The sequence below is a fragment of the Acinetobacter sp. TUM15071 genome (assembly GCF_008980925.1).
Lineage (GTDB): Bacteria > Pseudomonadota > Gammaproteobacteria > Pseudomonadales > Moraxellaceae > Acinetobacter > Acinetobacter dispersus.
Genome location: NZ_BKGB01000008.1, coordinates 47,042 through 71,117 on the forward strand (window position 1 = coordinate 47,042; position 24,076 = coordinate 71,117).

The following is a 24,076-nucleotide window of genomic DNA, read 5'->3' on the forward strand; positions in this document are numbered from 1 at the left end:
ATCGAAATAAATTACCAAGAGAGAAAATGAATCACAAAGTATTATTTTTTACACTTATCATTATATCTGCGATGTTATCTGGTTGTATCGGCAACTGGGTATATGGACAAATTTAAGTCATGACACTGATTGATCATAAAAAGGGAATTTTAATACTTATCCTTATCTTTGGGTTAATTGGCTGTACCAGTATTGGAGCAAATGCAACATATGATATTGGAACAACATCCGTTAATTAAAATCCCTCTTACAATACTTATGATGTTAAGTTAAATAATCATATTATTGGTGGAGCTATAGGTTCAATGAATACATCTTCTGTAAAAGCTGGGCCACAAACTGTTACTTGGAAAGACGCAAAAACAGGTGAACTCCACTCTGCTAAAAATCAAGTAATAATTAGCAGAGAACAATTAAAAGGTATGAGATATTTAACAGCACATTTATACCCTGATGACACAGTTGAAATTACGACATCTAACAATTGGCCAACCCCAACAGATAAAGGATTAAAATGGCGAGAAAAAATTAAGAACAATGGAGCTAAATAATGTTTAAAAATCTATTTACTCCATATAAATCAAATACGTTTATATAGATTAAGTATTTTAAATAAAACAAGGAACTATCATGAACCTAAAGAAGCTACTCCTCATCCCTATCAGCTTAGTTTTCAGTGCTGCTGGATGTGCTGATATTGGACCAAATACAACATATGATATAGCTACTACATCCTTCAACTATGATCCAACTTATTCTGACTATATGCTGAAACTGAATGGGCAAGAAATTGGAGGAGGCTTCGGTGGAGCTATGTCAACGAACTCAATTAAAACTGGTCCTCAAGTCATTACATGGAAAGATGCAAAAACAGGTAAACCACACTCTGCTAAAAATCAAGTCATCATTACGAAAGAGCAATTAAAAGGTAAGAAATATTTAGCTGCTCATATCTATCCAGATGATACAGTTGAAGTTACGACATCTAATAATTGGCCAAATCCAACCGAAAAAGGAATTAGGTGGCTGAATCAATTGAAAAATAATAAATAGTGAGTTTATATAAATTTCTCAGAAATAATTAAAGCTATTTAATCCATATAAATCTAATACGTTTATATAGATTAAGTATTTTAAAGCAAGTAAGGAATTACCATGAATCTAAAAAAACTCGTCCTCCTACCTATCAGCTTAGTTTTCAGTGCTGTGGGCTGTGCAGGGATTGGACCAAATGCAACCTATTATATGGGAACGACTTCATTTCATTATGATCCGTCATATAGCCCTTATATGGTAAAATTAAATGGAAGTGAAATAGGTGGTGGCGGTGGTGGTATGAATACTTCACCGGTAAAAATTGGACTACAAGAAATTAAATGGGAGGAATCTAATAGTTATAAACTTCATCAAGCAAAAAACCAAGTAACTTTAACGAAAAAAGACTTAAATGGAATGAAGTACTTAGCAGTTCATCTTTATCCAGATGATACTGTAGAGATTACGACATCCAACAATTGGCCAAATCCAACCGAAAAAGGGGTTAAATGGCTAAATCAATTAAAAAATAATAAATAGCGAGTAGAGATAATGTTTACAAAGACGATTATCAAACGGACTGTAGAAACCAATAGTGATGTTTCCAATACACCACCCACTTCAAAACAAGATTGTTCCGATGTAGTTCATATTTCAGTCTTCTTTGATGGTACAGGCAATAATAAAGATGCCGATGAGGAAAAAAAGAAGTGGTCTAATCCAGCTCGATTATGGCGTACTGCTAATCAATATGTTGTAGATAATAGAATAAATAATTCAACTTCTAATTATGCAATCTATGTATCAGGCGTAGGCACGCGCTTTAATGGCGAGTTAAATATTTTTCAACGTGCACTCGCTATAATGCAAGACCATAGTGGTTTTGGTCTTGGTGTGGGAACAGGCGGTACCCGACGCCTAGATTATGGCGAAGATCAACTGAATGATGCGTTAAAGCAAGTCATGATCATCAATGCAAAAAAAGCAGAAATAGACACAGGTAAATATGCCAACGCAAAAAAAGTGTACAGCTTTGCAGAGGTTGATAATAGTTTAAAGCAACATCGACTCATAAAAAAAATCAATATTTCTACATTTGGCTTCTCTCGCGGCGCTGCTTTAGCACGAGCATTTACCAATCAATTTATGTGGCAATGTGAGTCTGATTGCAACGGTTTAACCTATGGCATAGGGAAATATCCCATTGAATTTAAATTTATGGGAATCTTTGATACCGTTGCCTCATTTGGCTTACCTGCGACTAACTTAAATAATAATTTAACCTTTGAAGGTCGGGACATGGTGATTGATGAGCGCGTCAAAATGTGTGTGCACCATGTTGCAGGAAATGAGCTACGCTTTGCCTTCCCTGTTGATTTAATTCATAAAGAGAATGGTCAAATTGCCAATCCAAATTGGAAAGAACTTGTTTATCCAGGCATGCATTCCGATGTGGGTGGTGGTTATACACCTGGTAGCCAAAATGTAAATGATAACTTTGCCCGTATTCCACTGAAAGACATGCTAGAAGATGCGGTCAGCGCAGGTGTCCGAATGTTTGACTATAACCAATTAAAAGAAAAACATATAAAGATTTTTGAGCAACAGTTTGAAATTCAGAATGAAACACAGCGTCTGTATGATGCGGTCAAAACACAAATGCCAGCGACAGGAAAAGTTCAGGATCAGATTATCACTTCCATGAAAGTCTATTATGCGGCTTATGGTGCTTTAGCAACACAAAAAACGGCTTCTGTCAGCCAACAAGCGCGCAGTGACAATAAAATCCGTGAATTTATTCCTATTGGCCCTTCTGATATGGCTACTGAAATGGAACGATTAGAAAAACTAAAAAAACTTACGGAATCAAATAAATCTGGCGGAATAAATATCTTTAGATTGTTATCCCCTGTTTCCAAAGCCTATGAATATTACTTAGGAGTTGAGGATTGGCAATTTAAAAGCTGGAGCAACGGCTCAACGCCAGAGATCATGGACTTTTATCAAAACTATATACACGACTCTAAATATGGTTTTATCAGCAATGCCGAACCTTTTAGTTACTTCCGTCAAAGAACAGTTTACGAGTCCCGTCGTAGCGGAAAAGGGAAAGAGGTCGATCAAAAAACTGCTGAAGATAAAGCCGTATGTAGCGTGGTCAATCAAGAAGTTAAACAAGAAGAGCTTTTTGATGCTTACCAACAAGCTCAGAAAGAACAGCAATTATTGGCTGCCTCTTAACGACCTCACAATAATCTCCACAACCTAAAAGCAGAAAACAGTAGCTTTCTGCTTTTAGTTATTCATCTTAAAATAACCAGCCAACTCCAGCATATTCGGTAACTCATCAAATTCACTAAGTTTTTGATGAGTTTCGGCCCAACTCACTTTAGAGTTCACACAAAAATTTAGCTCGAGCTCTGGACTAAAATCTTCCTGAATCAATCCTAAAGGAATCCACATCACCTTTGGATTGATACCTAAAGCATTCGGTACAGGTGAACCACATTGTCTACAAAAACTACTATTAAAGCCTGTATCTTTGATATAAGTTTGAATCAACGACTCGCCTCGCTGCCACTGAAATGATTCTGTCTGCACAAAAGTTGAAGCATTCGAAGCAGCCCCACTCTGCTTACGACATAGGCTGCAATAACAACGATACATCATCCTAATTTTTTTCAGATTTAGCTGAAAAACCACTGCTCCGCATAAACACACCCCTGTATATTTTTGATTCTCACTGCTAGGTTTCATCGATTGTTATCCTGATCGTTTTCGTGTTATTGATGTTTGCTTAAATGTTGTAATGAATCCCAAGCTGCTTGCGCCAAAGTTTCTCGATATGCTCTGGGATTGGTCACTACTTTTTCAGATAACCAAGCACGACAATAGCTTTCTGTTGCACCAATGACCAAAGACATCATTAACTCTGCTGGTACTGATTTTAATAAACTGGCATCTGCATAATTGGAAATATAGCCAACTATTTTTTGATTCCTGAGTTTATTTTTATCATTTAATTGTTGTTCATACTCACCCTGCCGCACACTAAAATGGGCAAGTAATAGAAACTGTGCAAACTTAGGCTGATCAGAAACCCAATCCGTATAGCTATAGATCAATGCATAGAGCAGTTCTTTAAGTGATTTTGCTTGTTGTAAATATTGATCTCGTAGTTGGGCCTGATCATCTAAAGCAGCAAACACCAATGCTGCAACGACGCCATCTTTATTCTTAAAATGATGATAAATCGCCCCCACACTACTGCCAGATTTTTCCCGAATCATTTCAATACTGGTGGTTTCCAGACCGTATTCAATAAAGCATGACAAAGCATCCAGCAAAATTTGTCTTTTTAATAATGACCTACGTTGTGGATATAAACGTTCTAATAATTGTTGGGCTGCTTGCATAGTTTAATCAAATTCACCAATCGTCGGAACTATTGTGTATGACTTGACCACAACTTGTAAACAGAATTATATTCTGTAAAAGAATTTAATTCTGTTATAGGAAGTTTAGTCATGGCCTCAACTCTAGATCTATGGAACAAAGTATCTGTCTTGCCTGCTGGGAAATGGACATTTACCCGTATGCTCTGCTTAAAGGCACCTTATTTCAGTAGTATTTCTCCCTTATTTGAGGAGCTAAAACCCAATTCCTGCAAAATCAGCATTAAGAAAAAACGTACTGTCCTCAATCATATCGGTACGGTGCATGCGATCGCGATGTGTAATATGGCAGAACTTGCTGGTGGTACCATGACCGAGGTCACCGTTCCTTCAAGCCATCGCTGGATTCCCAAAGGTATGACGGTTGAATATTTGAAGAAGGCTGAAACTGATCTGATTGCAACTGCTACGCCTGCTGAGCCTCACTATGATTGGGAAAAAGCTGGCGAATACTTAGTCAATGTTGATGTACTTGATCAGCACAATGAAAAAGTTTTCCATGCCACCATTACCATGTGGATTTCCAAAAAAAAGAAATAAAATAAAAAAGCCCTGAAAAAATGTTCAGGGCTTTTTTTTAAAGCTAGATATTATTTTTTAAATGGCAGCGCATATTTAAAAATACGTCCAACCACTTCACCAAACTGCTTCACGAAGCTGGCATTGTTATAATGCAAACCATATTTTTCACAAACCGCCTGAACTTTAGGTGCAACCTGACGGTAACGACGTGCAGGAATGTCTGGGAACAAATGATGCTCAATCTGGTGACTCAAATGCCCTGTCAAAATATGAAATGCTTCGGAACCTGTTAAGTTTGATGAACCGCGAATCTGGCGCATATACCAGTGACCACGGCTTTCATCTTGCAATACGGCTTTCGGGAATACCTCAACATCTTTAGTAAAGTGACCACAGAAAATAATACTGAATGTCCAGACATTACGAATTCCATTCGCCACCAAGTTGCCTGTAAAAACAGGAATCGCCGCAGGTCCCGCAATCAATGGAAAGAACACATAGTCTTTAAACATTTGCTTGAGGATTTTCTTTTGCGCAGGCTGCCATTCGCGTTTAAATTGCGCCATGGTTTTACGCTTATACAGCACCTTACCCAATTCAAGATTTTGAACTGCGACCCCCCATTGGAATAACAGGCTAAATGGCACGATATAGATCGGCTGAATTAAAGTGAACTTTGACCAGCGTTGTTCAGGAAACAAACGGAATACACCATAACCAACGTCATCATCCATACCTTTTACATTGGTATAAGTATGATGCTTATAGTTATGAGTTTGACGCCAGTTGTCTGATGTTCCCACCGTATCCCATTCATAGGTTTGACCATTAAATTTAGGATCATTCATCCAGTCATACTGACCGTGCATGACGTTATGGCCCAACTCCATATTTTCCATGATTTTGGCGAAACCGAGTAAGCCTGTACCGAGTAACCATGCTGGAGGAAACCAGCCAAGAAATAAACAAGCACGCCCAGCCAAACTGCTATAACGAATGGTGGAATAGACACGGCGGATATATTTGGCGTCTTTCTCACCCAAATCATCCAATACTTCTTGTTTAATTTGATCGAGTTCACGAGCAAAAGCATCTAATTCTGCAGCAGTTAAATCACGATTTTTTGGATTTTTAAAAAATTCCATCTTAACAGGCATGTTCATAATCAATTACTCTCTTATAGATCAATCACAAGATCAGACTGGGCTGAATTGACACAAATTTTTAATAACTGTGTTGGCTCATTATTGGCAGCACCATTCAATAAATTTTTGGTTGCGCCTTGTGCTTTATTACAGGCACATTTATTACAAATCCCCATACGACAACCATGATTTGGTTTAATCCCTTGATGCTCAAGACTGGCCAGAATCGATTGTCCTTTTGGAATCGCAACAGTTTTATTTGATTGAGTCAAAGTGACATTGATAAAGCCGGTTTCTGTGGTATCTGTATCAAACTGACTTAAGCTAAAAGCTTCGGTTTGCAGTGCAGCAGCATCTTTAAACAGGCTTTCCGCTGACGCTGCAAAACCAGATGGTCCACAGGCATAAACCGTGGTTTGACCTAAAGCAAGCAATTGATCAACATGACTTTGATTTAAACGCTGATCTTGTTGTTGGGTATAAAAAATTTGATAACTAAAATGAGGGAAATTTTCAGAGACTTCTTTAAGATATTCAACATAAGCAGCATCGGCTTGGGTTTTAACCCAATACATCAATTTGACAGTTGTTGTATTCAATTGTTTAGACTGGCATAAACCTTCAATCAAACTCAACATCGGCGTGATGCCACTACCAGCAGCCAACAATAACAAATGTGGTGTCGCAACGGACTGCTGCATCTCACCATAGGGTTGACCCAAACGTAGAATATCACCTGTTTGGCTCTGCTCAACCAACCAAGAACTCACGAGACCTTGATCTACTTTTTTAACCGTTAAACAAAGATGATCAGCATCTATCTGCATCAAGCTATAGGTGCGCTCATAGTGACGACCTGCAATATCAACAGTAACAGGATGGTGCTGCCCTGCAAACCCGCGCGTGACGTGTCGATTACATTGCAAAATAAGACTGACGGTGTCTTTTGCCACGATTTGTTTTTTTACGATTTTGGCAAGAGACTGATTAATGGACCACAATGGATTGATTTTCTGTAACCAAAAATTGGCGTCATGGCTGTTCATCACACTGTGAGCCAACAAATTAAATAGAGAGTTTCTCTTTTCAATTGCATGCATGAGCAGGTTTACTCTGGTTGTTTGCTAATTATTATACATGTGTATATATATTTGTATATACACTCGTATAAGAATTTACATTTCACAAGTCCACAGACAATCGCTATAATCCCGAGTAGCTTACTTATATATTGAAAACAATGGTTCATTCTTCTTTTTTACCGCTCGGCCATGACAACATAAATGAACAAGATGTCATTCCTATGAAATCTCCTGTACGCTCAGTAGGTAGAAAAGCGACGATTACCAAAGAAGAGCTGTTTCAAGCCACGCTAAGCTTGATTGGTCCGCAAAAAAGTATCGCCTCACTTAGCCTGCGTGAAATTGCACGTGAAGCAGGCATTGCACCGAATAGCTTTTATCGCCATTTCAAAGATATTGATGAACTCGCAATCGCGTTGATTGATCAATCTGGTTTAGTACTCCGTCGTATTATTCGTGAAGCACGCTTACAAGCCTCAAAACAGCAAAGCATTATCCGTAGTTCAGTTGAAGTATTTATTCAACAATTGAATACCGATGAAGGCAACCTGAGTTTGTTATTACGCGAAGGTTATACAGGCTCAACCTCATATAAAGCAGCGGTTGACCGTCAACTGAACTTCTTCCAGCAAGAACTTCAAGAAGACTTGATTCGCTTAGAGCGCTTGAACAACAGTAAACTCAGTCATGCAGATCTTGCGGCTAAAGCCATCACTCAATTGGTGTTCAACATGGGCGCAAAAGTGCTCGATTTGCCTACTGAACAACGCACTGAAGTGGCAGAACAAACCATGGTGATGATTCGCATGATTTTAGAAGGCGCGCGTCATATCAATGAAATGGAAATTGATTAACGTTTTGCATCGGCCTAAACTAGAATTGAATGTAACAAAAATTGTATCTTTGTCCGCTATTATAATGACAAGCTAAATTAGGCATATAGATCATGAATCTTCTCAGTGACCGTCAAAGCATCATCGCCAGTTTCATTCTGATGTTTTTGTTTTTAATGATGGTCATTCCCCTGCATCTGCTGCCCAGTTTTTTTGCAGGCTTCCTGATCTTTGAAATTATTAACAGCTTAAGCTCAATTGTCGAAAAACATATTGATGGTCAACGTGCGCGTATCTTTATCAGTATTATTCTTGGGGTTTTAACTACCTTCTTAATCGGTTTCTTTATTACTAGTCTGATTAGCTTTGTGATTTATGATCTTAAAGGCACAGGACTCAATTCTTTCAATATCAAGATCGACCAGACATTGATCAAGTTTCAGGCTGAGATGAGCCATTATTTGCCTGGCTATCTGCCACATAGTGTGGCTGATATCAAAAATCAGATATTGTCCTTTATCAAGAACAATATCTCGATTGTGAAAAACACAGGCACCGATATTCTGCACAATCTGGCAACCATGGTGATTGGCCTGATTGTCGGGATCTTGGTTTCGATCCAGAATTTCAAACAGCATGCGCCACAACCTGTTTTTAAAGCCGCGATTTTACACCGTATTCAAAAGCTCTCTGTTTCTTTTAAAAATGTCGTGTTTGCTCAGGTTAAGATTTCTCTAATCAATACCGCACTGTTCATGATCTTTGTCTTTATCGTGCTGCCGATCTTCAATATCCATTTACCTTTTGCGAAGACTCTGACCATTCTGACCTTTATTTTTGGTCTACTACCGATTATTGGAAACCTGATTTCAAATACCTTGATCATTATGGCTGGCTTAACGATTTCTTTATCTGTCGCAGCAATTGCCTTGGCCTATTTGGTGATTATTCATAAGCTTGAATATTTCGTAAATGCCAAAATTATTGGAACAAAAATTAATGCCAGTGCGTGGGAAGTGTTATTAGCAATGCTCATTTTTGAGTCAATTTTTGGTTTAAGTGGACTCATTGTTGCGCCAGTTTTCTATGCGTATATCAAATTAGAATGCAAAGATGCAGGATTGATTTAATAAATTTTTTAACACTTATATATGTAGTTTAACAGATGCAATCATCAATTAATCTGAATTCAAACGAGTATTATCAAAAAGAAAATTGATGATAAGCAAACTTACAAAAGCCTAGAAAACGAAAACACTCAAACGCTGATTCAAGGGATAAGCTAGTGATGAATCGAATGGTTTTTATTCACTATGTTTCATCACATTATAATTGAATGAGGTAACTATGAGTTCTTCAGCAGCAAAATCTTTAAAAGTATATACACGTAATAATTTAGATGACTCGATCAAAGAGGCCACAGTAAAAATATTAAATCAGATCCTTGCCAACCTGATTGATCTTTCATTATTGACCAAGCAAGCGCATTGGAACATGCGGGGTAGCAATTTTATTGCGGTGCATGAAATGTTGGATATGTTCCGTACCTCGCTAATCACTCATTTAGACAATGTTGCAGAGCGTGCCGTACAGATTGGTGGAACGGCGTTAGGTACAACGCAAACTGTTGCGGAAACATCGCATCTAAAACCCTATCCTGTCGCCATTCATGCGGTACAAGATCACTTAAAAGAACTGGCAGATCGCTATGGCGTGGTTGCCAATCATCTACGCGACACCATTGAAGAAATTCAAGATCCGATTTCTGAAGATATTATTCATGCGGCACTCGAAGATCTAGATCAATATTTATGGTTCTTGGAAGCCAATATCGATCAAAACTAAGTTTATTCAAGGCATAAAAAAAGAGGACCATTCGAGTCCTCTTTTTTATTGCTGTTTTAATTATGGTTTGACCACAACCAAGACCTGAATCGCTTCTGGTGTCACCGACAAACCATCTAAGAGGCCTAAACCTTCTTTCTGGAATTTCTGTAAACGCTCAATCTCATCTTCACGAATACTTGGGTTAAATTGCTTGAGATAGCTTAAACGGTCAATCTCATATTGCCATTTGCCGCTGTAATGCTCTTTAGCTTGTTGCATCAATTCTGGCAAAGAAGTTTTAGCAATGTCTAAAGCTTGCGCATAACGGGTTTCGATCACATCACGGCGTGCTTTCACCACTTGACGACAGCTATTGCCATCTAGATGATGCAGGTATGGACGTAAAATGCTTGGGTCAATTTTGGCAGATAAGTCCTGACCATTTTCACTAAGCAATACACGAATCAATTGCTTCGGTAAGCTTGATGGTAAATTTAAGGCTTTTGGTGCAACGACATCGACCTTGAACCATACTTCCAATAACACCGAACCTTGTTTCAATGCATTTGATTTCAGTAAGGCAACATTGGTACTACCAAATGATTGTGTGCGGATCATTTCCATCACACTTTCAATAAATGGATGCTCCAAGGTCAAATATTGTGCATCTTCACGAATTTGTGCCTGATCACGATAGAAGGTCGCAGTCATCCCTTCTTCGTCTAAGGTAATTCCTTGAACTTGCATTTGATCAGTCGGCTTAATGATCACCGTACCGTTACTTTGCTCATCAAAATCGATATTGGTTGATGACATGAAACGCTTCACGAACATTGGCAAAGTGGTGTTGTCATCATAATCTTCAAGTGCTTGTACAATGCCTTGCGCAACCACTGGACGGCAAGAGTTGTACTCGAGCAAACGGTCACGACCTGCTTGTAATTCAGCTTCCAAGGCTTGACGCTGTACATTCACTTCTTCAAGTAAATCTTCAAAAGTCTGACCTTGGTCTGCCAATAAGCAATCTTTTAATTCAACAATAAAATTTTCTTGTAGCGTTTGCGCTGTCGGAGAAATACTGCTGAAAATATTAAGCGCTTCGTTGTACCAACGGAACATACGCTCTTGCGCTGTGCCAATTAAATACGGTACATGAATCTGAATACGGTTCTCTTGACCAATACGGTCCAAACGACCAATACGTTGTTCAAGTACATCTGGGTTTGCTGGCAGATCAAATAAAATTAAATCGCTGGCAAACTGGAAGTTACGCCCTTCTGAACCAATTTCTGAACAAAGCAGAATCTGAGCGCCATAACTTTCTTCAGCAAAATAAGCCGCTGCTTGGTCACGCTCTAATAGACTCATGCCTTCATGGAACATTGCAGTACGGATACCTGCATGTAGACGCAATACATTTTCCAGTGCTTCAACCACTGGCCCACTGCGTGCGATCAATAACACTTTTTTATGTTTTAAATCTTTACGCAGTACTTCCATTAACCACGGCACACGCGGATCATTTTCCATCCATGCGCCATCAAGTTGACCTTCTTCTGGCCACATTTGCTCGCGCATTTTGCCATCAAAAGACCAATCTTCTGGTGCTGGCAGTGGCGCAGGTTGGCAATCACGACCTGGGAAACCTTGAATCGCTTCACGGGTGTTACGGAACAGAATACGACCTGTACCATGACGATCTAATAATTCATGAATCGCGCGCATGCGATGCTCAGGCTGATCATCGATACGATGACCCAATAAGCCTTCAAGCGCAGCTAAATGCTCTTCTGTTAATGCTTCATCTGACATCAACACTTCTGCAATTTTTGCAGTTTGTTGATATTGTTCTTCTTCATCAAGGAAACGGTCAAGACTGCTAAAACGTTGCGGATCAAGCAAACGTAAACGTGCAAAATGGCTTTCAACCCCTAATTGCTCAGGTGTTGCGGTCAGAAGTAACACACCCGCCGTTTGTTCAGACAATTCTTCAACCAAATCGTAGCGATCATTACCGCCTTCTTCTTCACTCCACATCAAATGATGTGCTTCATCAACCACAAGTAAATCAAAACCTGCTTCAATGGCTTGCTCACGCAAATCATCATGGTCAACCATCAAATCGACACTGGCAATAATGCATTGTTCAGTCAGGAATGGATTGAGATCAGGATCATGTTCTTTGATCGATGCTGTACGAGTTAAATCAAACAGAGAGAATTGCAGATTGAAACGGCGACGCATTTCAATCATCCACTGATATTGTAATGAATCAGGTACTAAAATCAGGATACGTTCTGAACGGCCTGTTTTCAGTTGTTGATGGATAATCAAACCTGCTTCAATGGTTTTACCTAAACCCACTTCATCCGCTAACAAGACACGTGGTGCAAAACGTTTACCGACTTCATGCGCGATATAAAGTTGATGTGGAATCAAACCCACACGCGCACCAAGAAAACCGCGTAAAGGACTGGTGTGCATTTGTGCTTGCAACAACATCGCTTCAATACGGAGGTCATACCACTCTTTATAATCGACTTGGCTTGCTAACAGACGCTCTAAAGGTTTTGACAGCTGGATTTGCGCACCGATACGGGTTTCATTCAGTGCCTTACGCTCTTGCTCACCATTTTCTAAGGTGCGAACAACATCATAACGAAGTACACCATGGCGATCTTCAATGGATTCAACAATCCATTTAATCCCTTCTTGATCTTGTACTTCATCTTTTACATTAAAGATGATACGAGTTAAAGGCGCGTTGTTTCGTGCATAAACACGAGTTTCATCACTTTTAGGGAATAAAATGCTGATAGAACGTTCATCTACATCAATAAGAACCCCTAAACCGAGTTCAGTTTCAGTATCTGATAACCAACGTTGACCAATAGCAAACTGCTGCAATTTTTCCACCTTTATCTCAAGTTAGCCTACATATTTTATGCCCTGACCCAAATAAAAGTTAAGGCATTTTATGTAGTTTTCAACGATGTATTTTGACACAAAGCGCAATCAAATAGCGTGCATCACATCGTGTTTCATAAAAAAGTTTTTAGACTAAAACGGTACTGCACAATCAAATGTGAGTTGTGCGCCTGTTTTAGGATGCGCAAAGCTTAATTGCGTTGCATGTAAGCACAAACGCGGATAAAGCTGTTGCTGTTCTGAAGTGGCATATAAGGTATCACCTAGAATCGGATGACCTAAATATTGCATATGCACACGAAGCTGATGTGAACGCCCTGTAATCGGAATCAATTTAACTCGAGTTACAGATTGTCCTTGAATTTCTAGATGCTCGATCGCCTGCCATTCTGTTAATGCAGGCTTGTGATAGGAAGCATCCACAATATGCAATGGTGGACGGCTTGGATCATAAATCACTGGGATATCGACGGTACTCTGACCTTCTAAATGCCCTGCAACCAAAGCCTGATAAATTTTTGAGGTTTGACGATCTTGAAACTGGCGTGAAATATTGCTTTGTCCAAATTTGGATAAACCAAACACCAAGATGCCAGAAGTATCGCGATCTAAACGATGAATCAGTAAAGTTTTTGGTTCTAATTCTAATAAACGATTGATTAAACAATCTTGTAAATCAGGTGTTTTCCCCGGCACAGTGAGTAAGCCTGCAGGTTTATGGATGACCATAAAATCTTCATCACGATGAATCAAATGTTCAGTTAGAAAATCATTCAAGGTAGCCTTCCAACGACTGGATGAAAACAAGCGGGCAATCATAAAAAGCTTGGCGCTGAATTACAATGCATGACACGTATTTTTACTAATTTTTTTCGTGTTTCTCTCGATATTTCATCCAGAATCGCATTTAAAGGATGATTTAGGTCTGTTGCTCTAGAAATTGTTGAATTGCATGTTGGGCAATTTCCGCATCTTGAAAAGATTGCACGCCCGAAATACCAACAGCCCCGACAACCTGCCCTTGATATACAATCGGCTCACCACCTTCTAACATGCCTTTTGCTGCATTGATCGTTAAAAAGCCGATCTTACCTTCACGGATCATATCTTCGGATGCCTTGGTGGTTCTTCGGCTGACCGCAGCAGATTGTGCTTTTTCTTGGCAAATCTGTGTCGATAATACCGATGCGCCATCCATACGCTTCATCATTAATAAGGTTCCACCGTCATCGACAACTGCAATGCTGACATTAAAGCTGTGCGCTGTTGCATATTGCAATGCTGCTTCAACTAAAATTTCCACATCAGCAGACGTTAAATAATGTTTAGTTTTCATGTTTTACTCCATTCCTATGGGTTTCTTATAAAAAGCTTTTAGATATGATACAGCTGCAATCTACAGCCTACGCAAGCCCAAAGCACAGCCTAAGACCAACGCAAATATAGTTTACTATTCAAGCATTATTCCACCTTGCCGTACAGTAAAGATTGTTTATCTTTGCGCTTCGTCGCTGAGGTTTATCATACAAATAGATGGGAACTCATTAAGATTCCGTTACGATCATCTATTATTTTTAAACCCGTTAAATTCTCTATTCAACTCAAGCTAAAATGCGTCTATAAAAAAAGCCCGAACAAATCGGGCTTCTGTATACATCACAGGGTTATTTCATTTCTGCAAATGTTTCTTTTGCTGCCTGAATGGTCTCTGCAATATCTTGATCTGAATGCATAGACGAGATAAATCCGGCTTCAAATGCAGATGGAGCAAGATAGACACCACGCTTTAACATGCCATGGAAGAATTTCTTAAATGCTTCAACATCACAAGCTAACATTGAATCAAAGCTGGTGATGTCCTCTTGATCGGTGAAATACAAGCCGAACATGCCACCCACTTGTTGGGTTTTAAATGGAATACCCGCTTCGTCTGCCGCAGCCTGTAAACCTGCAAGTAATTTTGCGAGCTGTGCAGCCAGCTTGTCATAAAACTCTGGTTCACGAAGATGCTTGAACATCGCAATACCAGCACGCATTGCCAATGGATTCCCTGACAATGTACCTGCTTGATAAACACCACCTAAAGGTGCAATGCATTCCATGATTTCACGTTTACCACCAAAAGCACCAACAGGTAAACCAGCACCAATGATTTTACCCAACGTGGTCAAGTCAGGTTTAACCTTATAGACCGATTGAGCACCACCTAAAGCAACACGGAAACCAGTCATCACTTCATCAATGATAAATACAGATTTGTATTCATCACACACATCACGAATCGCTTGTAAGAAACCATCGATTGGTGTCACCAAGTTCATATTACCCGCAACAGGTTCAATGATCACACCCGCAATCTCATGACCAAATTTGCTAAAGCATTCTTTTAACGCTTCGATATTATTATACGGTAGCGTTAAAGTATGTTTAGCAAAATCAGCTGGTACACCTTTTGAGGTTGGCTCACCTTCACCAAGTGTTAATAAGCCTGACCCAGCTTTTACCAATAATGAGTCTGAATGACCGTGGTAGCAGCCTTCAAATTTAACAATCTTGTCACGCCCAGTATAACCACGTGCCAAACGAATCGCAGTCATGGTTGCTTCAGTACCCGAGCTGGTCATACGTACCAATTCAATTGAAGGCATAATCTCGCAAATGGTGTCTGCCAAAGTGGTTTCATAGACCGTTGGCGCACCAAAACTTAGGCCATCTTCCGCTGCAGTTTGTACCGCGTGGATAATATCAGGATGTGCATGACCTAAAATCATTGGTCCCCATGAACCCACATAGTCAACATAGCGTTTGCCATCGACATCCCATAAGTACGCCCCCTTTGCCTTTTCAATAAAGACAGGCGTACCACCAACACCGTTAAATGCACGTACAGGTGAATTTACGCCACCTGGAATATGTTTATTTGCTTGTTTAAATAACTGTTCTTGCTTTGGAGATAAACTCATATAAGGCTCAACCTAGAATCGAGGACAAGGAATGTTTGAAGTTCCGAGAAACCATGAAAGTTCCGCAATATGGATGCATAAAATTAGGCAAATAACTTTGCCCACGCATCAACACGAGCTGGAATTTCGGATGTTGATCGTCCTAATATATCACTAATTACCGCACAAAGGCTTGCCCCAGCCTCAATCACGACTTGAGAATTTTCAACGGTCAAACCACCAATTGCACAAATCGGTACAGCAAACTTTTGTTTCGCCTGTTTGATGACTTCGATCCCAACATTACCCGCTTCAGGTTTAGTTGAGGTTGCATAGACTGCACCAAACGCGACATATGTTGCACCGTCTGCAATGGCCTTCTCCGCCAGCTCCAATGAATTTAGGCAAGTCCGACCAACAATCACACCTTGGGGTAAGCGTGCAGCCGCATCACTTATTTCGCCATCAGATTGTCCAAGATGTACCCCTAATCCAAATTGTTCTGCCAGTGCCAAATCATCATTAATCACAAACGGGACTTGATGCTTTTCACAGAGTGCTTTGATCTGCTCGACTTCACTTGGCTGATCTGCTTTTGCTACTTTCTTACGACGATATTGCAGAATCGCAATCTGTCCTGTTGCTAGAGCCACATCTAGTTTTTCTAATAATAATTGGATTGAGTCATCATTGGTGATGAGATAAAGACCGCGCATGAACGTTTCACTATTCACTATAATTACATTAGCCTCAGAGTATATTTTCTTGTTTGAAAATTAAAGATAGCGAGTGTATTTACATCATTAACCGCTGTAAATCAGAACAAATAAAAAAGCTGCCAAAGCAGCTTTTGAAGTATTAAACCAATTTTAAGAATCAATTTTATCAAACTGACGATCGATCAGACTTAAACGACCACGTGCAACATCTGACAACATGCGCCAATCTGAGATAAAGCTATACAGCGGCTGTTTAAAGCTGGCAGGCTTATTATGTTCAAAGAAAAAATGCCCAACCCAAGCACAAGCATAGCCTGATACCAAACCATACAAAGCATATTTTGCCTGACGTTTACGAATCGCTTTACTAAAGAAATATAAACCGACAGAGCTACCTACGACGTGCAAACGACGGCTGGCAATACTGCGATGTTCTGTTAAATAAAAGTGATAAAATTCATCATAGTTTTTAATAGGTAATGAAAATTCCACTGGCTTGGTAATATTCGCTGGTGCATTCATTTTTAGATCATCCTAATCGTGCAAGACTCTCCACACGTTAATGCATTTTCTGTACAAAATAAAGTCATTGCGTGCCATCCTTTCCAAGCTTAAAACAACTTTACAATGATTTTTGAGATCAACAAGTTATACTAAGTTTTGTCTATATCATTCTCGATGGTCAGGAGTCATAACATCATGGAAATAGAGCTAAAATTTCAACTCCCTGAATCTAAGAAAAAAAGTGTGTTGCAGCTTTTAAGCAAACAAAAAGCACAAAAAATTCAGCTACAAGCAAAATATTATGACACTGCTGACCGTTTGCTTGCTAAAAATTATGTGGCTATTCGCCTGCGTCAAGAAGGTGAGCATTGGGTACAAACCTTTAAAGCTGCTAGTAAAAACCATTTACAACGCATCGAAGAAGATATCTATTTAGGCAAATGCGCTGAAGAACCTGAACTGGATTTATCTTTATACAAACATAATCAAACAGTCCAAACTGTACTACGTGATGTTTTAGGTGAAGAACCTGCTGAGCTACAGTTGCAATTTCAAACTGACGTACAGCGTACCTTCCATGTATTCGAGTTTGAGGGGGCTCAAATTGAAGTCTGCTTGGACGATGGCGAAATCCGTACGCCAACCGATCAAGCTAAAATCTGCGAAGTTGAATTTGAGTTAAAACAAGGGTCAGCACAGTCTCTGATTAATTTTACCAAAACATGGGTAGATAAATATCAACTCTGGCTTGATGTGCGCAGTAAAGCTGAACGCGGCAATTTACTGGCCCAAGGCAAAGTCGTCTCTGCTGCTACCAAAGCGAAATCACTGAATTTGGATAAAGATGTCAGTGCTGAACAGGCCATCAAACAAATTATCGAAAATACGCTCAATCATATCCTCCCCAATGCCGCTGCAATCGCTGATGGTGTAGCAGAAGCGGATCATATTCACCAAGCTCGTGTCGGTTTACGCCGTTTGCGTTCAGCTTTAAAGCATTTTTCTAACTGGTCTGCGCAAATTGATCCTACTTGGGAAAGCCAATTGGCTGATATTTTTAGAGCATTAGGTCAATCACGCGATAATGATGCGATTCAAGATTCTATTATTCCTTTAGTAAAAGAAGTCTGTGATTTTGATTTCCCATTCCCTGAGAATGTTGACAGTCGTGTTTCTCAATTATTAAGTCACACTAAAACCACGCAGCTATTTTTAGCATTACTCAGCTTCACCTATAGTGAGCATGAGTCTAAGTCTAAACTTTCTAAACAAGCAGCTAAAAGCTTAACCAAGCTTTACCAACAGATTCTAAAAGATGCAGCTCAGTTTTCAACTTTAGAAGTTGAGCAACAACATCGTACTCGTAAGCGTGTCAAACAATTGCGTTATTGCATCGACTTTATTGCAGGGATTTTTCCTGAAAAAGAGGTTCAACAATTCTTAAATAAGTTACAGCCAATTCAGGAATATTTAGGCTTTTATAATGACCTGTTTGTTGCTGAGCAAATCTTTGAGCAACAAACTGCTGAATACCCGCAGTTTTTATTTGCATTAGGTTGGGTTAAGGCTCAGCAACCACATGTGGCAAAAAAAGCGGCGAAAAAGTTACAAGGCTTATCTGCTCAGGACGCTTTTTGGGATGAAAAGCGATAGCTCCATTTCCTTAAATCGCTATCGCGCTTGGCGGCATGGATGCCGCCACAAATAATCTAAATCTTAACAAAAAGCGGATACTCGGAAACGTCATCAGCAACCTGCGTGATATAAGCAAAGTAATGTTTCTGCGATACATTTTAATAAATCCAAGAAATAAACAGGTTTTGCTGATGACAATGGCTTTGCCTACTTTGTCCGAAAACAAAGTAGGAAATCGCCTACGCGAAAACATTCAAACTTTATATAGCACTTGTGGCTGTGCTATTATTTTTTAATGAAAATTAGAGTGTTAAACTATTTATTCTACTTAAATCATTTACCGATATTTCCCAAAAATCTTCCACGTTCCATTATCTGCAATCGGATCACTATAACTATCATTACGCTGCTTCCGCGGCTTATCCCGTGCATCGACCAATTTAAAATGCGGTTCAACACTGAGAATCATGCCATTCATATAAAACCGAGTTCGCGTATATTCACTTTGTCCGTGTTGGAAAACATAAGTTCGTAAATCAATAAACTCACGATGCGCAACTAAGGCAGCCGTATCATCACTGCCCAACCATTCCTGCATTGCAAAAATCTGATCCGTCTCAAACGGCCCACATTTTTCTAACAAGGCAGCGACGCCACGAAAAGTTTTCGACTCTTTAGCGCGTGTTTTATTAATCCGAATCCGATCGACATGAAAGAAAAACAGCGGCAGATTTAAATGACTTGGTAAATGAATCGCATCTAGCGCATCATCTTCCATAAAGGGCTGACATAACTGTTGTGCCCGCTCAATCAAGGGTTGCCATTGCCGATAATATTCATCCACATCTTGTTGCAGCCCATAATAAATAGGCAAGCCTTCAACATTTTCCAAATACTGAGGTGGATAAATATGTTGGCGCAGTAAGGCTATATCTGTTTTTAAGCTTTGAATCGCGATTGCATCTTGCATAGTGATTATTCTAATTGCTTAGGCTATTTTAGATTAAGGCAAAGGTTTAGTTTCGACAAGGCTTTGTCTATAATGAAGTGTCTTAACTTGTCGCTGGAAAATATCATGTCTCAAAAAATTAACGCCACCGATGTGACGGATGAAGAAGCTTTAAATGCGGTATTTTTTGAGCGTGCAGATGAATTTATTAAACTTGCCAATGATTTCTGCCGACCACCAAAAGGGCAGCAAGCCAAACCAGAAGAGTTACGTGGCCAAGTAAGTGCAGCCATGTTATTTGCCACTGCCCGTTTTAATACATGGGTCGCAGCCAATAACTTTAAAGATGGCAATGAAATGCGTGATGCCAAAGAACAAGTCATGTCTTATCTACTGCAACAATTCCAAATGATGTTAGAAGATAATTTTGACGAATATTGTGAACAGTTTGAAAACTACTTACGTTTCCGTAAGAACGAAGATTTTCATACACATAAACACGATCATTAATGATTGATTGTTAAAACAAAGCCACCTGATCGGTGGCTTTATTTTTGATTGCTTATTTCAAGTTCTGAGGCTGACCATATTGATCCGCCATGACTTCTACAAACTGATCAAGCTTGATGTATTTTTTGATGACCGCATTCACATCTTCTTTGGTCAATTTCGCAAGCTCCTGATCGCGCTCTGCACGATCCAACAGCGTTTTGTTACGCTCTAACTGACCTGTTAGCATGCCATGAATGTTGCGTTCATCTTCCAAAGCTGTTACACGTTTTTTCATGATATCTGCTTTGGCTGCTTCCACTTCCTGCTCAGTCACACCTTTGCTCAGCAACTCATTCAATACCTTGTGTACCGATTGTGAAACTTGCTCAGAACGTCCAGAGGTATAATTTGCAGTAATGCTTAAAGTACCATCATCAATATCTGGATCAAGATCTAAGCCACTGCCAAAACCATAGACCAAAGCATTCTTTTCACGTAACTCTTGAGCCAAACGCGATGAAAGTTGTGAGTTACCTAAAACATGGCTCAAAATAATTAAAGCTGGCGCATCTTTATGATAAGAACCGACTGGCAGTGCTAACACGCTTTGGTAACTACCAAATTCACGTTGTTCCGATAAGGCATGAACTTTCTGTGCTTTATACACCGTGTATTGGCCTGTCACTTTCGTGAATGGTTGTTTTGCTTTCCAAGAACCAAAGGCTTTTTGCAAAGTTTTCTGCATTTTCTTGGCATCAAAATCACCCGTCACAGCAATTTGCGCATGGTCTGTCACAAAGAACTGATCATAGAATTGTTTCACTTGCGGCTGGGTTACTTCACTAATCTGTTTCTTCGCCAGTTCTGGTTCAAAGTGATAACGGATATCGCCTGGTTGATAGATTTCCAGAATCTTAGACAAGGTCATCGATGAGACAACCGCGGGTTCCGTATATGGACGATCCAATACAGACAGGCTTTGATTTTTTGCCAGATCAAACTCAGTTTGCGAGAATTTTGGCTGCTTAAGGACATCAACAATAAAGTTAAAGAACTCTTCGAACTTGTCTTTCTTCGCTTGAACAACGATGGTAAAACCATTGCCATTTGAACTGACCGAAGCACCACCGCTAGCCGCAATCGCCTTATCAGTAATTTCCTGCAAGGTATGCTTTTCAGAACCACGCAGCATTAAATAGCTGGCTAAATCTAAAGTAACCCCTTTACCAAATAATGCTTTTTCATCACCAAAATCTAAGCTAATCGTGGCATAAGTTTTATCATCACGTGTAGGCGTTGGGAAGAGTGCATAGCGAATACCATTCTTTAATTCACCACGTTGAATTTTCTGCTCATTTTTTTGCAATTGCTGAGCAGACTGTGCCATAAATTGGGTCACTTCCTGCTTATAAACATTTGCATCTTTTAATGGCTCAGGCTTTTCATCGCTTTGATCTAAAGTTTTTGGCTTCTCTTCAGCTTTCATGGTCATCGCTTTCTTTTGATCTTCAGGCGTCGGTAAAATATCGCCTGAAATACGATGTGAAGAGACTAAAAATTCTTTTAAGGTTTTATTCGCATCATTCAGCTTTAAGTCTTGAACGGCTTGTAAGTCCTTAAAATATTGATCCCATTGACCATGTGATGAAACTGCGTAATCGCTCAGGCGTGAACCTAAAGCGACAGCGTCATTGGCAATGGTATCTGCGGTATTTTGCGTAATATTTTTAATCCGCTGTAATTCAGCCTCGGTGAATGGCTGGCTATTTTCAACACCTGTTTTTAATGCGTCATCAACCTTTTTCGCATCATGATTTGGGGCATAAATTGCGCCCATAAAGACCACGTTAAAGTCTTGATCTAACCATGTTGTTGATTGCACTGCAGTGCTGATTCCCGTTTCTACCATACTCTTATACAAAGTACCACTTGGCTGCATGGTATATAACGCTGGCGCAAGTGCTAAAGTCGGTTGTAATGGGGTATTTTTTCCATTCATATAGACATGGAATTTAGCTAAATCACTACCCTTTTGTACCGTAAACTGACGCTGTTCAATTTTACTTGAATCGAGAACAGGCACTTGAACTTGCGCAGGTACTGGACGTGCTGGAATTGGACTAAAATACTGATCAATTTTAGATAAGACCTCAGTCTTATCAAATTTACCTGAAATCACCATCACTGCATTATTTGGCGCATACCAAGTTCTATAGAACTGGTTCAATTCATTTAGCTGAATCGACTTTAATTCAGGTAAATCGCCAATTGGTAAGCGACCTAAATATTGATTGCCATAAGCCGCTTTCCACATTTGATCCATCAGTACAGCAAACGGCTGATCCATACGGATTTCTCGTTCACGTTTTACGATTTCAATTTCAGAAGGAACAAATTTTTCTTGCAGCACCAATTTATCCATACGTTCTGATTCAAGGTACAGAATTTCATTGAGTGCATTTTTTTCAGGACGAACAATATTTAAATATTTGGTCGCATAATAATCTGTGCTGGCATTGGTCATCAACGTATATTGATCTAGACGACGTTGAAATTCATCCCCCTTCACATTTTGAGTACCTTTAAAGGCCAAATGTTCTAATAGATGTGCAAGTCCGCCTTTACCCTTAGGATCATTCAAAGAACCAGTTAAATAAACTGTATTTACATAGACTTTGTTTTCTTTATCATTTGGCGCAAGAATAACTCTGAAACCGTTATCTAATTTATATTCTTCGATATTTTTTTCACTTTTTACGAGTACCGTCTGAGACCAAGACGTTGCACTCAACCCAATCAAACAAAGAGAGAGAGTAAGTTGCTTAAACCGCATTAACATAATTTATCCAAGTGTTTTTGGTGATTTAAATAAAAACGTCAAGCTATAGTAGAGAACGATTCGCATTTTTAATAGTTATGTTTTGAAAAAAGCTGTTTATTTAAACAGCTTTTATCTTTATTTTTGCACAGTTTAAGCTAAAAATCAGATTGTCAGTTCGGCTTGCATATACAATTTGGCATAGCCTGAAATTTCAATACGATCTTTAGATGCAATCACACATTCTAAAATCCCACCGCGTTTAGATGCCTGAAAGGCTGTTAATCGAGTCTGATTCAATTTTTCAGCCCAAAGTGGAACGATTGCAGTATGGATTGAACCTGTTACTGGATCTTCATCAATACCAATTGCTGGTGCAAAATAACGAGAAACACAATCAAACTGCCCTTCACCTCTGGCGGTAATTGCAACATCGGGTTGAGAAGCAGTAATCGCTGTACGAACTTGTCCAAGTTGTTTTAGCTTTTCCAGATCAGGTTGTTCATCCAATACATCTTGCACCGTTTCATATTCAATAATATAGGCTTGGACATTGCGATAGACCGCTTTAAATGGCTTGGTAAGTCCTGCACGTAATACTTGAGGATAATCAGTAACTAACTCTGCTTTTCGAATCGGGAAATTCATTTTAATTTTGCCATCAGCATCTTGGCTGACAATAAAAATACCCAGATCGCGTACATGGAACTGGATCGTTCCTACCGTGGTAAAGTCTTTAAATAAAACAAATGCACTGGCTAAAGTCGCATGCCCACAAAACGCAACCTCATTGAGTGGAGAAAACCAACGAATCTCATAATTGGTTTCATCAATCGTTTTTACAAAAGCCGTTTCAGACAGATTATTTTCCATGGCAATATTCTGCATCAAACGATCATCTAACCATTCATCGACGACAATTACAGCCGCGGGATTTCCTTTAAATAATTCTTTTGTAAAAGCATCAACTTGGTACATCTTCATGTCACAGCACTCTCTCTATTTTTCAATTATTTTGAACATTTGGTCTATAAAGTATAGATACAGATTTTTCTAAATTTACGATACACCACAGCATTTGTTGTTTAACTTGCCTAAATGTATAAAATTTAAGCCCAAAATGTGTTTCGCTTGCTAACAGATCAGCCTAAAAGTCCAATGATTTAGCATAATTCAAAATAAGCCATACA

At 39.3% G+C, this 24,076-nt stretch carries 22 protein-coding genes and 1 pseudogene; 10 read left to right on the forward strand and 13 right to left on the reverse strand.

Annotated elements, in window-relative coordinates; all coding sequences use genetic code 11:
• Positions 1 to 119: 119 nt before the first annotated feature.
• The 4 genes and pseudogenes from GBI66_RS09385 to GBI66_RS09400 all read left to right on the forward strand — a co-directional run bounded on the left by GBI66_RS09385 (position 120) and on the right by GBI66_RS09400 (position 3,276).
• Positions 120 to 551: pseudogene (locus GBI66_RS09385) on the forward strand (hypothetical protein).
• A gap of 79 nt (positions 552 to 630) precedes the next feature.
• Positions 631 to 1,053, forward strand: coding sequence for a hypothetical protein (locus tag GBI66_RS09390; protein WP_151715900.1), 423 nt, complete (start codon positions 631 to 633; stop codon positions 1,051 to 1,053).
• 102 nt (positions 1,054 to 1,155) lie between these two features.
• Positions 1,156 to 1,575: a hypothetical protein gene (locus tag GBI66_RS09395; RefSeq protein ID WP_151715901.1), complete on the forward strand. Its 420-nt coding sequence runs from the start codon at positions 1,156 to 1,158 to the stop codon at positions 1,573 to 1,575.
• A 12-nt stretch (positions 1,576 to 1,587) separates the two neighbouring features.
• Positions 1,588 to 3,276 (forward strand): DUF2235 domain-containing protein, encoded by a 1,689-nt coding sequence (locus tag GBI66_RS09400; RefSeq protein ID WP_151715902.1) that lies wholly within the window; start codon positions 1,588 to 1,590, stop codon positions 3,274 to 3,276.
• A 54-nt stretch (positions 3,277 to 3,330) separates the two neighbouring features.
• On the opposite strand, the gene GBI66_RS09405 is transcribed toward GBI66_RS09400, so the two are convergent.
• Together GBI66_RS09405 and GBI66_RS09410 are read right to left on the reverse strand one after the other, a co-directional pair.
• On the reverse strand, positions 3,331 to 3,792 hold the full coding sequence (locus GBI66_RS09405) for a GFA family protein (RefSeq protein ID WP_151715903.1): 462 nt from the start codon (positions 3,790 to 3,792) through the stop codon (positions 3,331 to 3,333).
• 26 nt (positions 3,793 to 3,818) lie between these two features.
• Complete coding sequence (locus tag GBI66_RS09410; protein ID WP_151715904.1) at positions 3,819 to 4,451, reverse strand: TetR/AcrR family transcriptional regulator; 633 nt, start codon at positions 4,449 to 4,451, stop codon at positions 3,819 to 3,821.
• A 111-nt stretch (positions 4,452 to 4,562) separates the two neighbouring features.
• On the opposite strand from GBI66_RS09410, the gene GBI66_RS09415 reads away from it, so the two are divergent.
• On the forward strand, positions 4,563 to 5,030 hold the full coding sequence (locus tag GBI66_RS09415) for a hotdog fold domain-containing protein (RefSeq protein WP_151715905.1): 468 nt from the start codon (positions 4,563 to 4,565) through the stop codon (positions 5,028 to 5,030).
• A 50-nt stretch (positions 5,031 to 5,080) separates the two neighbouring features.
• On the opposite strand, the gene GBI66_RS09420 is transcribed toward GBI66_RS09415, so the two are convergent.
• Complete coding sequence (locus tag GBI66_RS09420) at positions 5,081 to 6,175, reverse strand: acyl-CoA desaturase (RefSeq protein ID WP_004801310.1); 1,095 nt, start codon at positions 6,173 to 6,175, stop codon at positions 5,081 to 5,083.
• 14 nt (positions 6,176 to 6,189) lie between these two features.
• Positions 6,190 to 7,257, reverse strand: a complete 1,068-nt coding sequence (locus GBI66_RS09425) for a ferredoxin reductase (RefSeq protein WP_151715906.1) — start codon at positions 7,255 to 7,257, stop codon at positions 6,190 to 6,192.
• Positions 7,258 to 7,397: 140 nt separating this feature from the next.
• On the opposite strand from GBI66_RS09425, the gene fabR reads away from it, so the two are divergent.
• The 3 genes from fabR (at position 7,398) to dps (ending at position 9,917) form a co-directional block, all read left to right on the forward strand.
• Positions 7,398 to 8,093: an HTH-type transcriptional repressor FabR gene (gene fabR / locus GBI66_RS09430; RefSeq protein ID WP_151715907.1), complete on the forward strand. Its 696-nt coding sequence runs from the start codon at positions 7,398 to 7,400 to the stop codon at positions 8,091 to 8,093.
• A 92-nt stretch (positions 8,094 to 8,185) separates the two neighbouring features.
• Positions 8,186 to 9,202, forward strand: a complete 1,017-nt coding sequence (locus GBI66_RS09435) for an AI-2E family transporter (RefSeq protein ID WP_151715908.1) — start codon at positions 8,186 to 8,188, stop codon at positions 9,200 to 9,202.
• A 217-nt stretch (positions 9,203 to 9,419) separates the two neighbouring features.
• Positions 9,420 to 9,917: a DNA starvation/stationary phase protection protein Dps gene (gene dps, locus GBI66_RS09440; protein WP_005208263.1), complete on the forward strand. Its 498-nt coding sequence runs from the start codon at positions 9,420 to 9,422 to the stop codon at positions 9,915 to 9,917.
• Positions 9,918 to 9,977: 60 nt separating this feature from the next.
• On the opposite strand, the gene rapA is transcribed toward dps, so the two are convergent.
• From rapA to GBI66_RS09470, 6 genes are all read right to left on the reverse strand, one after another.
• Positions 9,978 to 12,815 carry an RNA polymerase-associated protein RapA gene (gene rapA / locus GBI66_RS09445; protein ID WP_151715909.1) on the reverse strand — a complete coding sequence of 946 codons (2,838 nt, stop codon included), beginning with the start codon at positions 12,813 to 12,815 and terminating at the stop codon, positions 9,978 to 9,980.
• 144 nt (positions 12,816 to 12,959) lie between these two features.
• Positions 12,960 to 13,604 carry an RluA family pseudouridine synthase gene (locus GBI66_RS09450; protein WP_171494293.1) on the reverse strand — a complete coding sequence of 215 codons (645 nt, stop codon included), beginning with the start codon at positions 13,602 to 13,604 and terminating at the stop codon, positions 12,960 to 12,962.
• A gap of 142 nt (positions 13,605 to 13,746) precedes the next feature.
• Entirely contained in the window at positions 13,747 to 14,163 is a 417-nt protein-coding gene (locus GBI66_RS09455; RefSeq protein ID WP_151715911.1) for a heme-binding protein, read from the reverse strand.
• Positions 14,164 to 14,491: 328 nt separating this feature from the next.
• On the reverse strand, positions 14,492 to 15,790 hold the full coding sequence (gene hemL / locus GBI66_RS09460; RefSeq protein ID WP_151715912.1) for a glutamate-1-semialdehyde 2,1-aminomutase: 1,299 nt from the start codon (positions 15,788 to 15,790) through the stop codon (positions 14,492 to 14,494).
• Between the two features lie 83 nt (positions 15,791 to 15,873).
• Positions 15,874 to 16,485 (reverse strand): thiamine phosphate synthase, encoded by a 612-nt coding sequence (gene thiE, locus GBI66_RS09465; RefSeq protein ID WP_151715981.1) that lies wholly within the window; start codon positions 16,483 to 16,485, stop codon positions 15,874 to 15,876.
• 153 nt (positions 16,486 to 16,638) lie between these two features.
• Complete coding sequence (locus GBI66_RS09470) at positions 16,639 to 17,010, reverse strand: DUF962 domain-containing protein (RefSeq protein WP_151715913.1); 372 nt, start codon at positions 17,008 to 17,010, stop codon at positions 16,639 to 16,641.
• A gap of 177 nt (positions 17,011 to 17,187) precedes the next feature.
• Between GBI66_RS09470 and GBI66_RS09475 the strand changes: the two genes are divergently transcribed.
• A complete protein-coding gene (locus tag GBI66_RS09475) occupies positions 17,188 to 18,645 on the forward strand; it encodes a CYTH and CHAD domain-containing protein (RefSeq protein WP_151715914.1) in 1,458 nt (485 codons plus the stop codon).
• A gap of 319 nt (positions 18,646 to 18,964) precedes the next feature.
• Here the strand turns inward: GBI66_RS09475 and GBI66_RS09485 are convergent, their stop codons facing one another.
• The gene (locus GBI66_RS09485; protein WP_151715915.1) at positions 18,965 to 19,597 is read right to left on the reverse strand and encodes a hypothetical protein; all 633 of its coding nucleotides are present in this window, start codon (positions 19,595 to 19,597) and stop codon (positions 18,965 to 18,967) included.
• A gap of 105 nt (positions 19,598 to 19,702) precedes the next feature.
• On the opposite strand from GBI66_RS09485, the gene GBI66_RS09490 reads away from it, so the two are divergent.
• Positions 19,703 to 20,086, forward strand: coding sequence for a DUF3144 domain-containing protein (locus GBI66_RS09490; RefSeq protein ID WP_005202289.1), 384 nt, complete (start codon positions 19,703 to 19,705; stop codon positions 20,084 to 20,086).
• A 52-nt stretch (positions 20,087 to 20,138) separates the two neighbouring features.
• On the opposite strand, the gene GBI66_RS09495 is transcribed toward GBI66_RS09490, so the two are convergent.
• Both GBI66_RS09495 and GBI66_RS09500 read right to left on the reverse strand, forming a co-directional pair.
• On the reverse strand, positions 20,139 to 22,907 hold the full coding sequence (locus GBI66_RS09495) for a pitrilysin family protein (RefSeq protein WP_151715916.1): 2,769 nt from the start codon (positions 22,905 to 22,907) through the stop codon (positions 20,139 to 20,141).
• 144 nt (positions 22,908 to 23,051) lie between these two features.
• Positions 23,052 to 23,870, reverse strand: a complete 819-nt coding sequence (locus GBI66_RS09500; RefSeq protein ID WP_151715917.1) for a PhzF family phenazine biosynthesis protein — start codon at positions 23,868 to 23,870, stop codon at positions 23,052 to 23,054.
• Positions 23,871 to 24,076 lie beyond the last annotated feature (206 nt).

Excerpts from the sequence above, each read along its gene's own strand:
- GBI66_RS09405 (WP_151715903.1), bottom strand. The coding sequence starts at position 3,792 with ATGAAACCTAGCAGTGAGAATCAAAAATATACAGGGGTGTGTTTATGC.
- hemL (WP_151715912.1), bottom strand. The coding sequence starts at position 15,790 with ATGAGTTTATCTCCAAAGCAAGAACAGTTATTTAAACAAGCAAATAAA.
- GBI66_RS09425 (WP_151715906.1), bottom strand. The coding sequence starts at position 7,257 with ATGCATGCAATTGAAAAGAGAAACTCTCTATTTAATTTGTTGGCTCAC.
- GBI66_RS09415 (WP_151715905.1), top strand. The coding sequence starts at position 4,563 with ATGGCCTCAACTCTAGATCTATGGAACAAAGTATCTGTCTTGCCTGCT.
- GBI66_RS09455 (WP_151715911.1), bottom strand. The coding sequence starts at position 14,163 with ATGAAAACTAAACATTATTTAACGTCTGCTGATGTGGAAATTTTAGTT.
- GBI66_RS09485 (WP_151715915.1), bottom strand. The coding sequence starts at position 19,597 with ATGCAAGATGCAATCGCGATTCAAAGCTTAAAAACAGATATAGCCTTA.
- GBI66_RS09420 (WP_004801310.1), bottom strand. The coding sequence starts at position 6,175 with ATGAACATGCCTGTTAAGATGGAATTTTTTAAAAATCCAAAAAATCGT.
- GBI66_RS09410 (WP_151715904.1), bottom strand. The coding sequence starts at position 4,451 with ATGCAAGCAGCCCAACAATTATTAGAACGTTTATATCCACAACGTAGG.
- GBI66_RS09475 (WP_151715914.1), top strand. The coding sequence starts at position 17,188 with ATGGAAATAGAGCTAAAATTTCAACTCCCTGAATCTAAGAAAAAAAGT.
- GBI66_RS09435 (WP_151715908.1), top strand. The coding sequence starts at position 8,186 with ATGAATCTTCTCAGTGACCGTCAAAGCATCATCGCCAGTTTCATTCTG.
- GBI66_RS09470 (WP_151715913.1), bottom strand. The coding sequence starts at position 17,010 with ATGAATGCACCAGCGAATATTACCAAGCCAGTGGAATTTTCATTACCT.
- GBI66_RS09495 (WP_151715916.1), bottom strand. The coding sequence starts at position 22,907 with ATGTTAATGCGGTTTAAGCAACTTACTCTCTCTCTTTGTTTGATTGGG.
- GBI66_RS09500 (WP_151715917.1), bottom strand. The coding sequence starts at position 23,870 with ATGAAGATGTACCAAGTTGATGCTTTTACAAAAGAATTATTTAAAGGA.
- dps (WP_005208263.1), top strand. The coding sequence starts at position 9,420 with ATGAGTTCTTCAGCAGCAAAATCTTTAAAAGTATATACACGTAATAAT.
- thiE (WP_151715981.1), bottom strand. The coding sequence starts at position 16,485 with ATGCGCGGTCTTTATCTCATCACCAATGATGACTCAATCCAATTATTA.
- GBI66_RS09490 (WP_005202289.1), top strand. The coding sequence starts at position 19,703 with ATGTCTCAAAAAATTAACGCCACCGATGTGACGGATGAAGAAGCTTTA.
- GBI66_RS09395 (WP_151715901.1), top strand. The coding sequence starts at position 1,156 with ATGAATCTAAAAAAACTCGTCCTCCTACCTATCAGCTTAGTTTTCAGT.
- fabR (WP_151715907.1), top strand. The coding sequence starts at position 7,398 with ATGGTTCATTCTTCTTTTTTACCGCTCGGCCATGACAACATAAATGAA.
- GBI66_RS09390 (WP_151715900.1), top strand. The coding sequence starts at position 631 with ATGAACCTAAAGAAGCTACTCCTCATCCCTATCAGCTTAGTTTTCAGT.
- GBI66_RS09400 (WP_151715902.1), top strand. The coding sequence starts at position 1,588 with ATGTTTACAAAGACGATTATCAAACGGACTGTAGAAACCAATAGTGAT.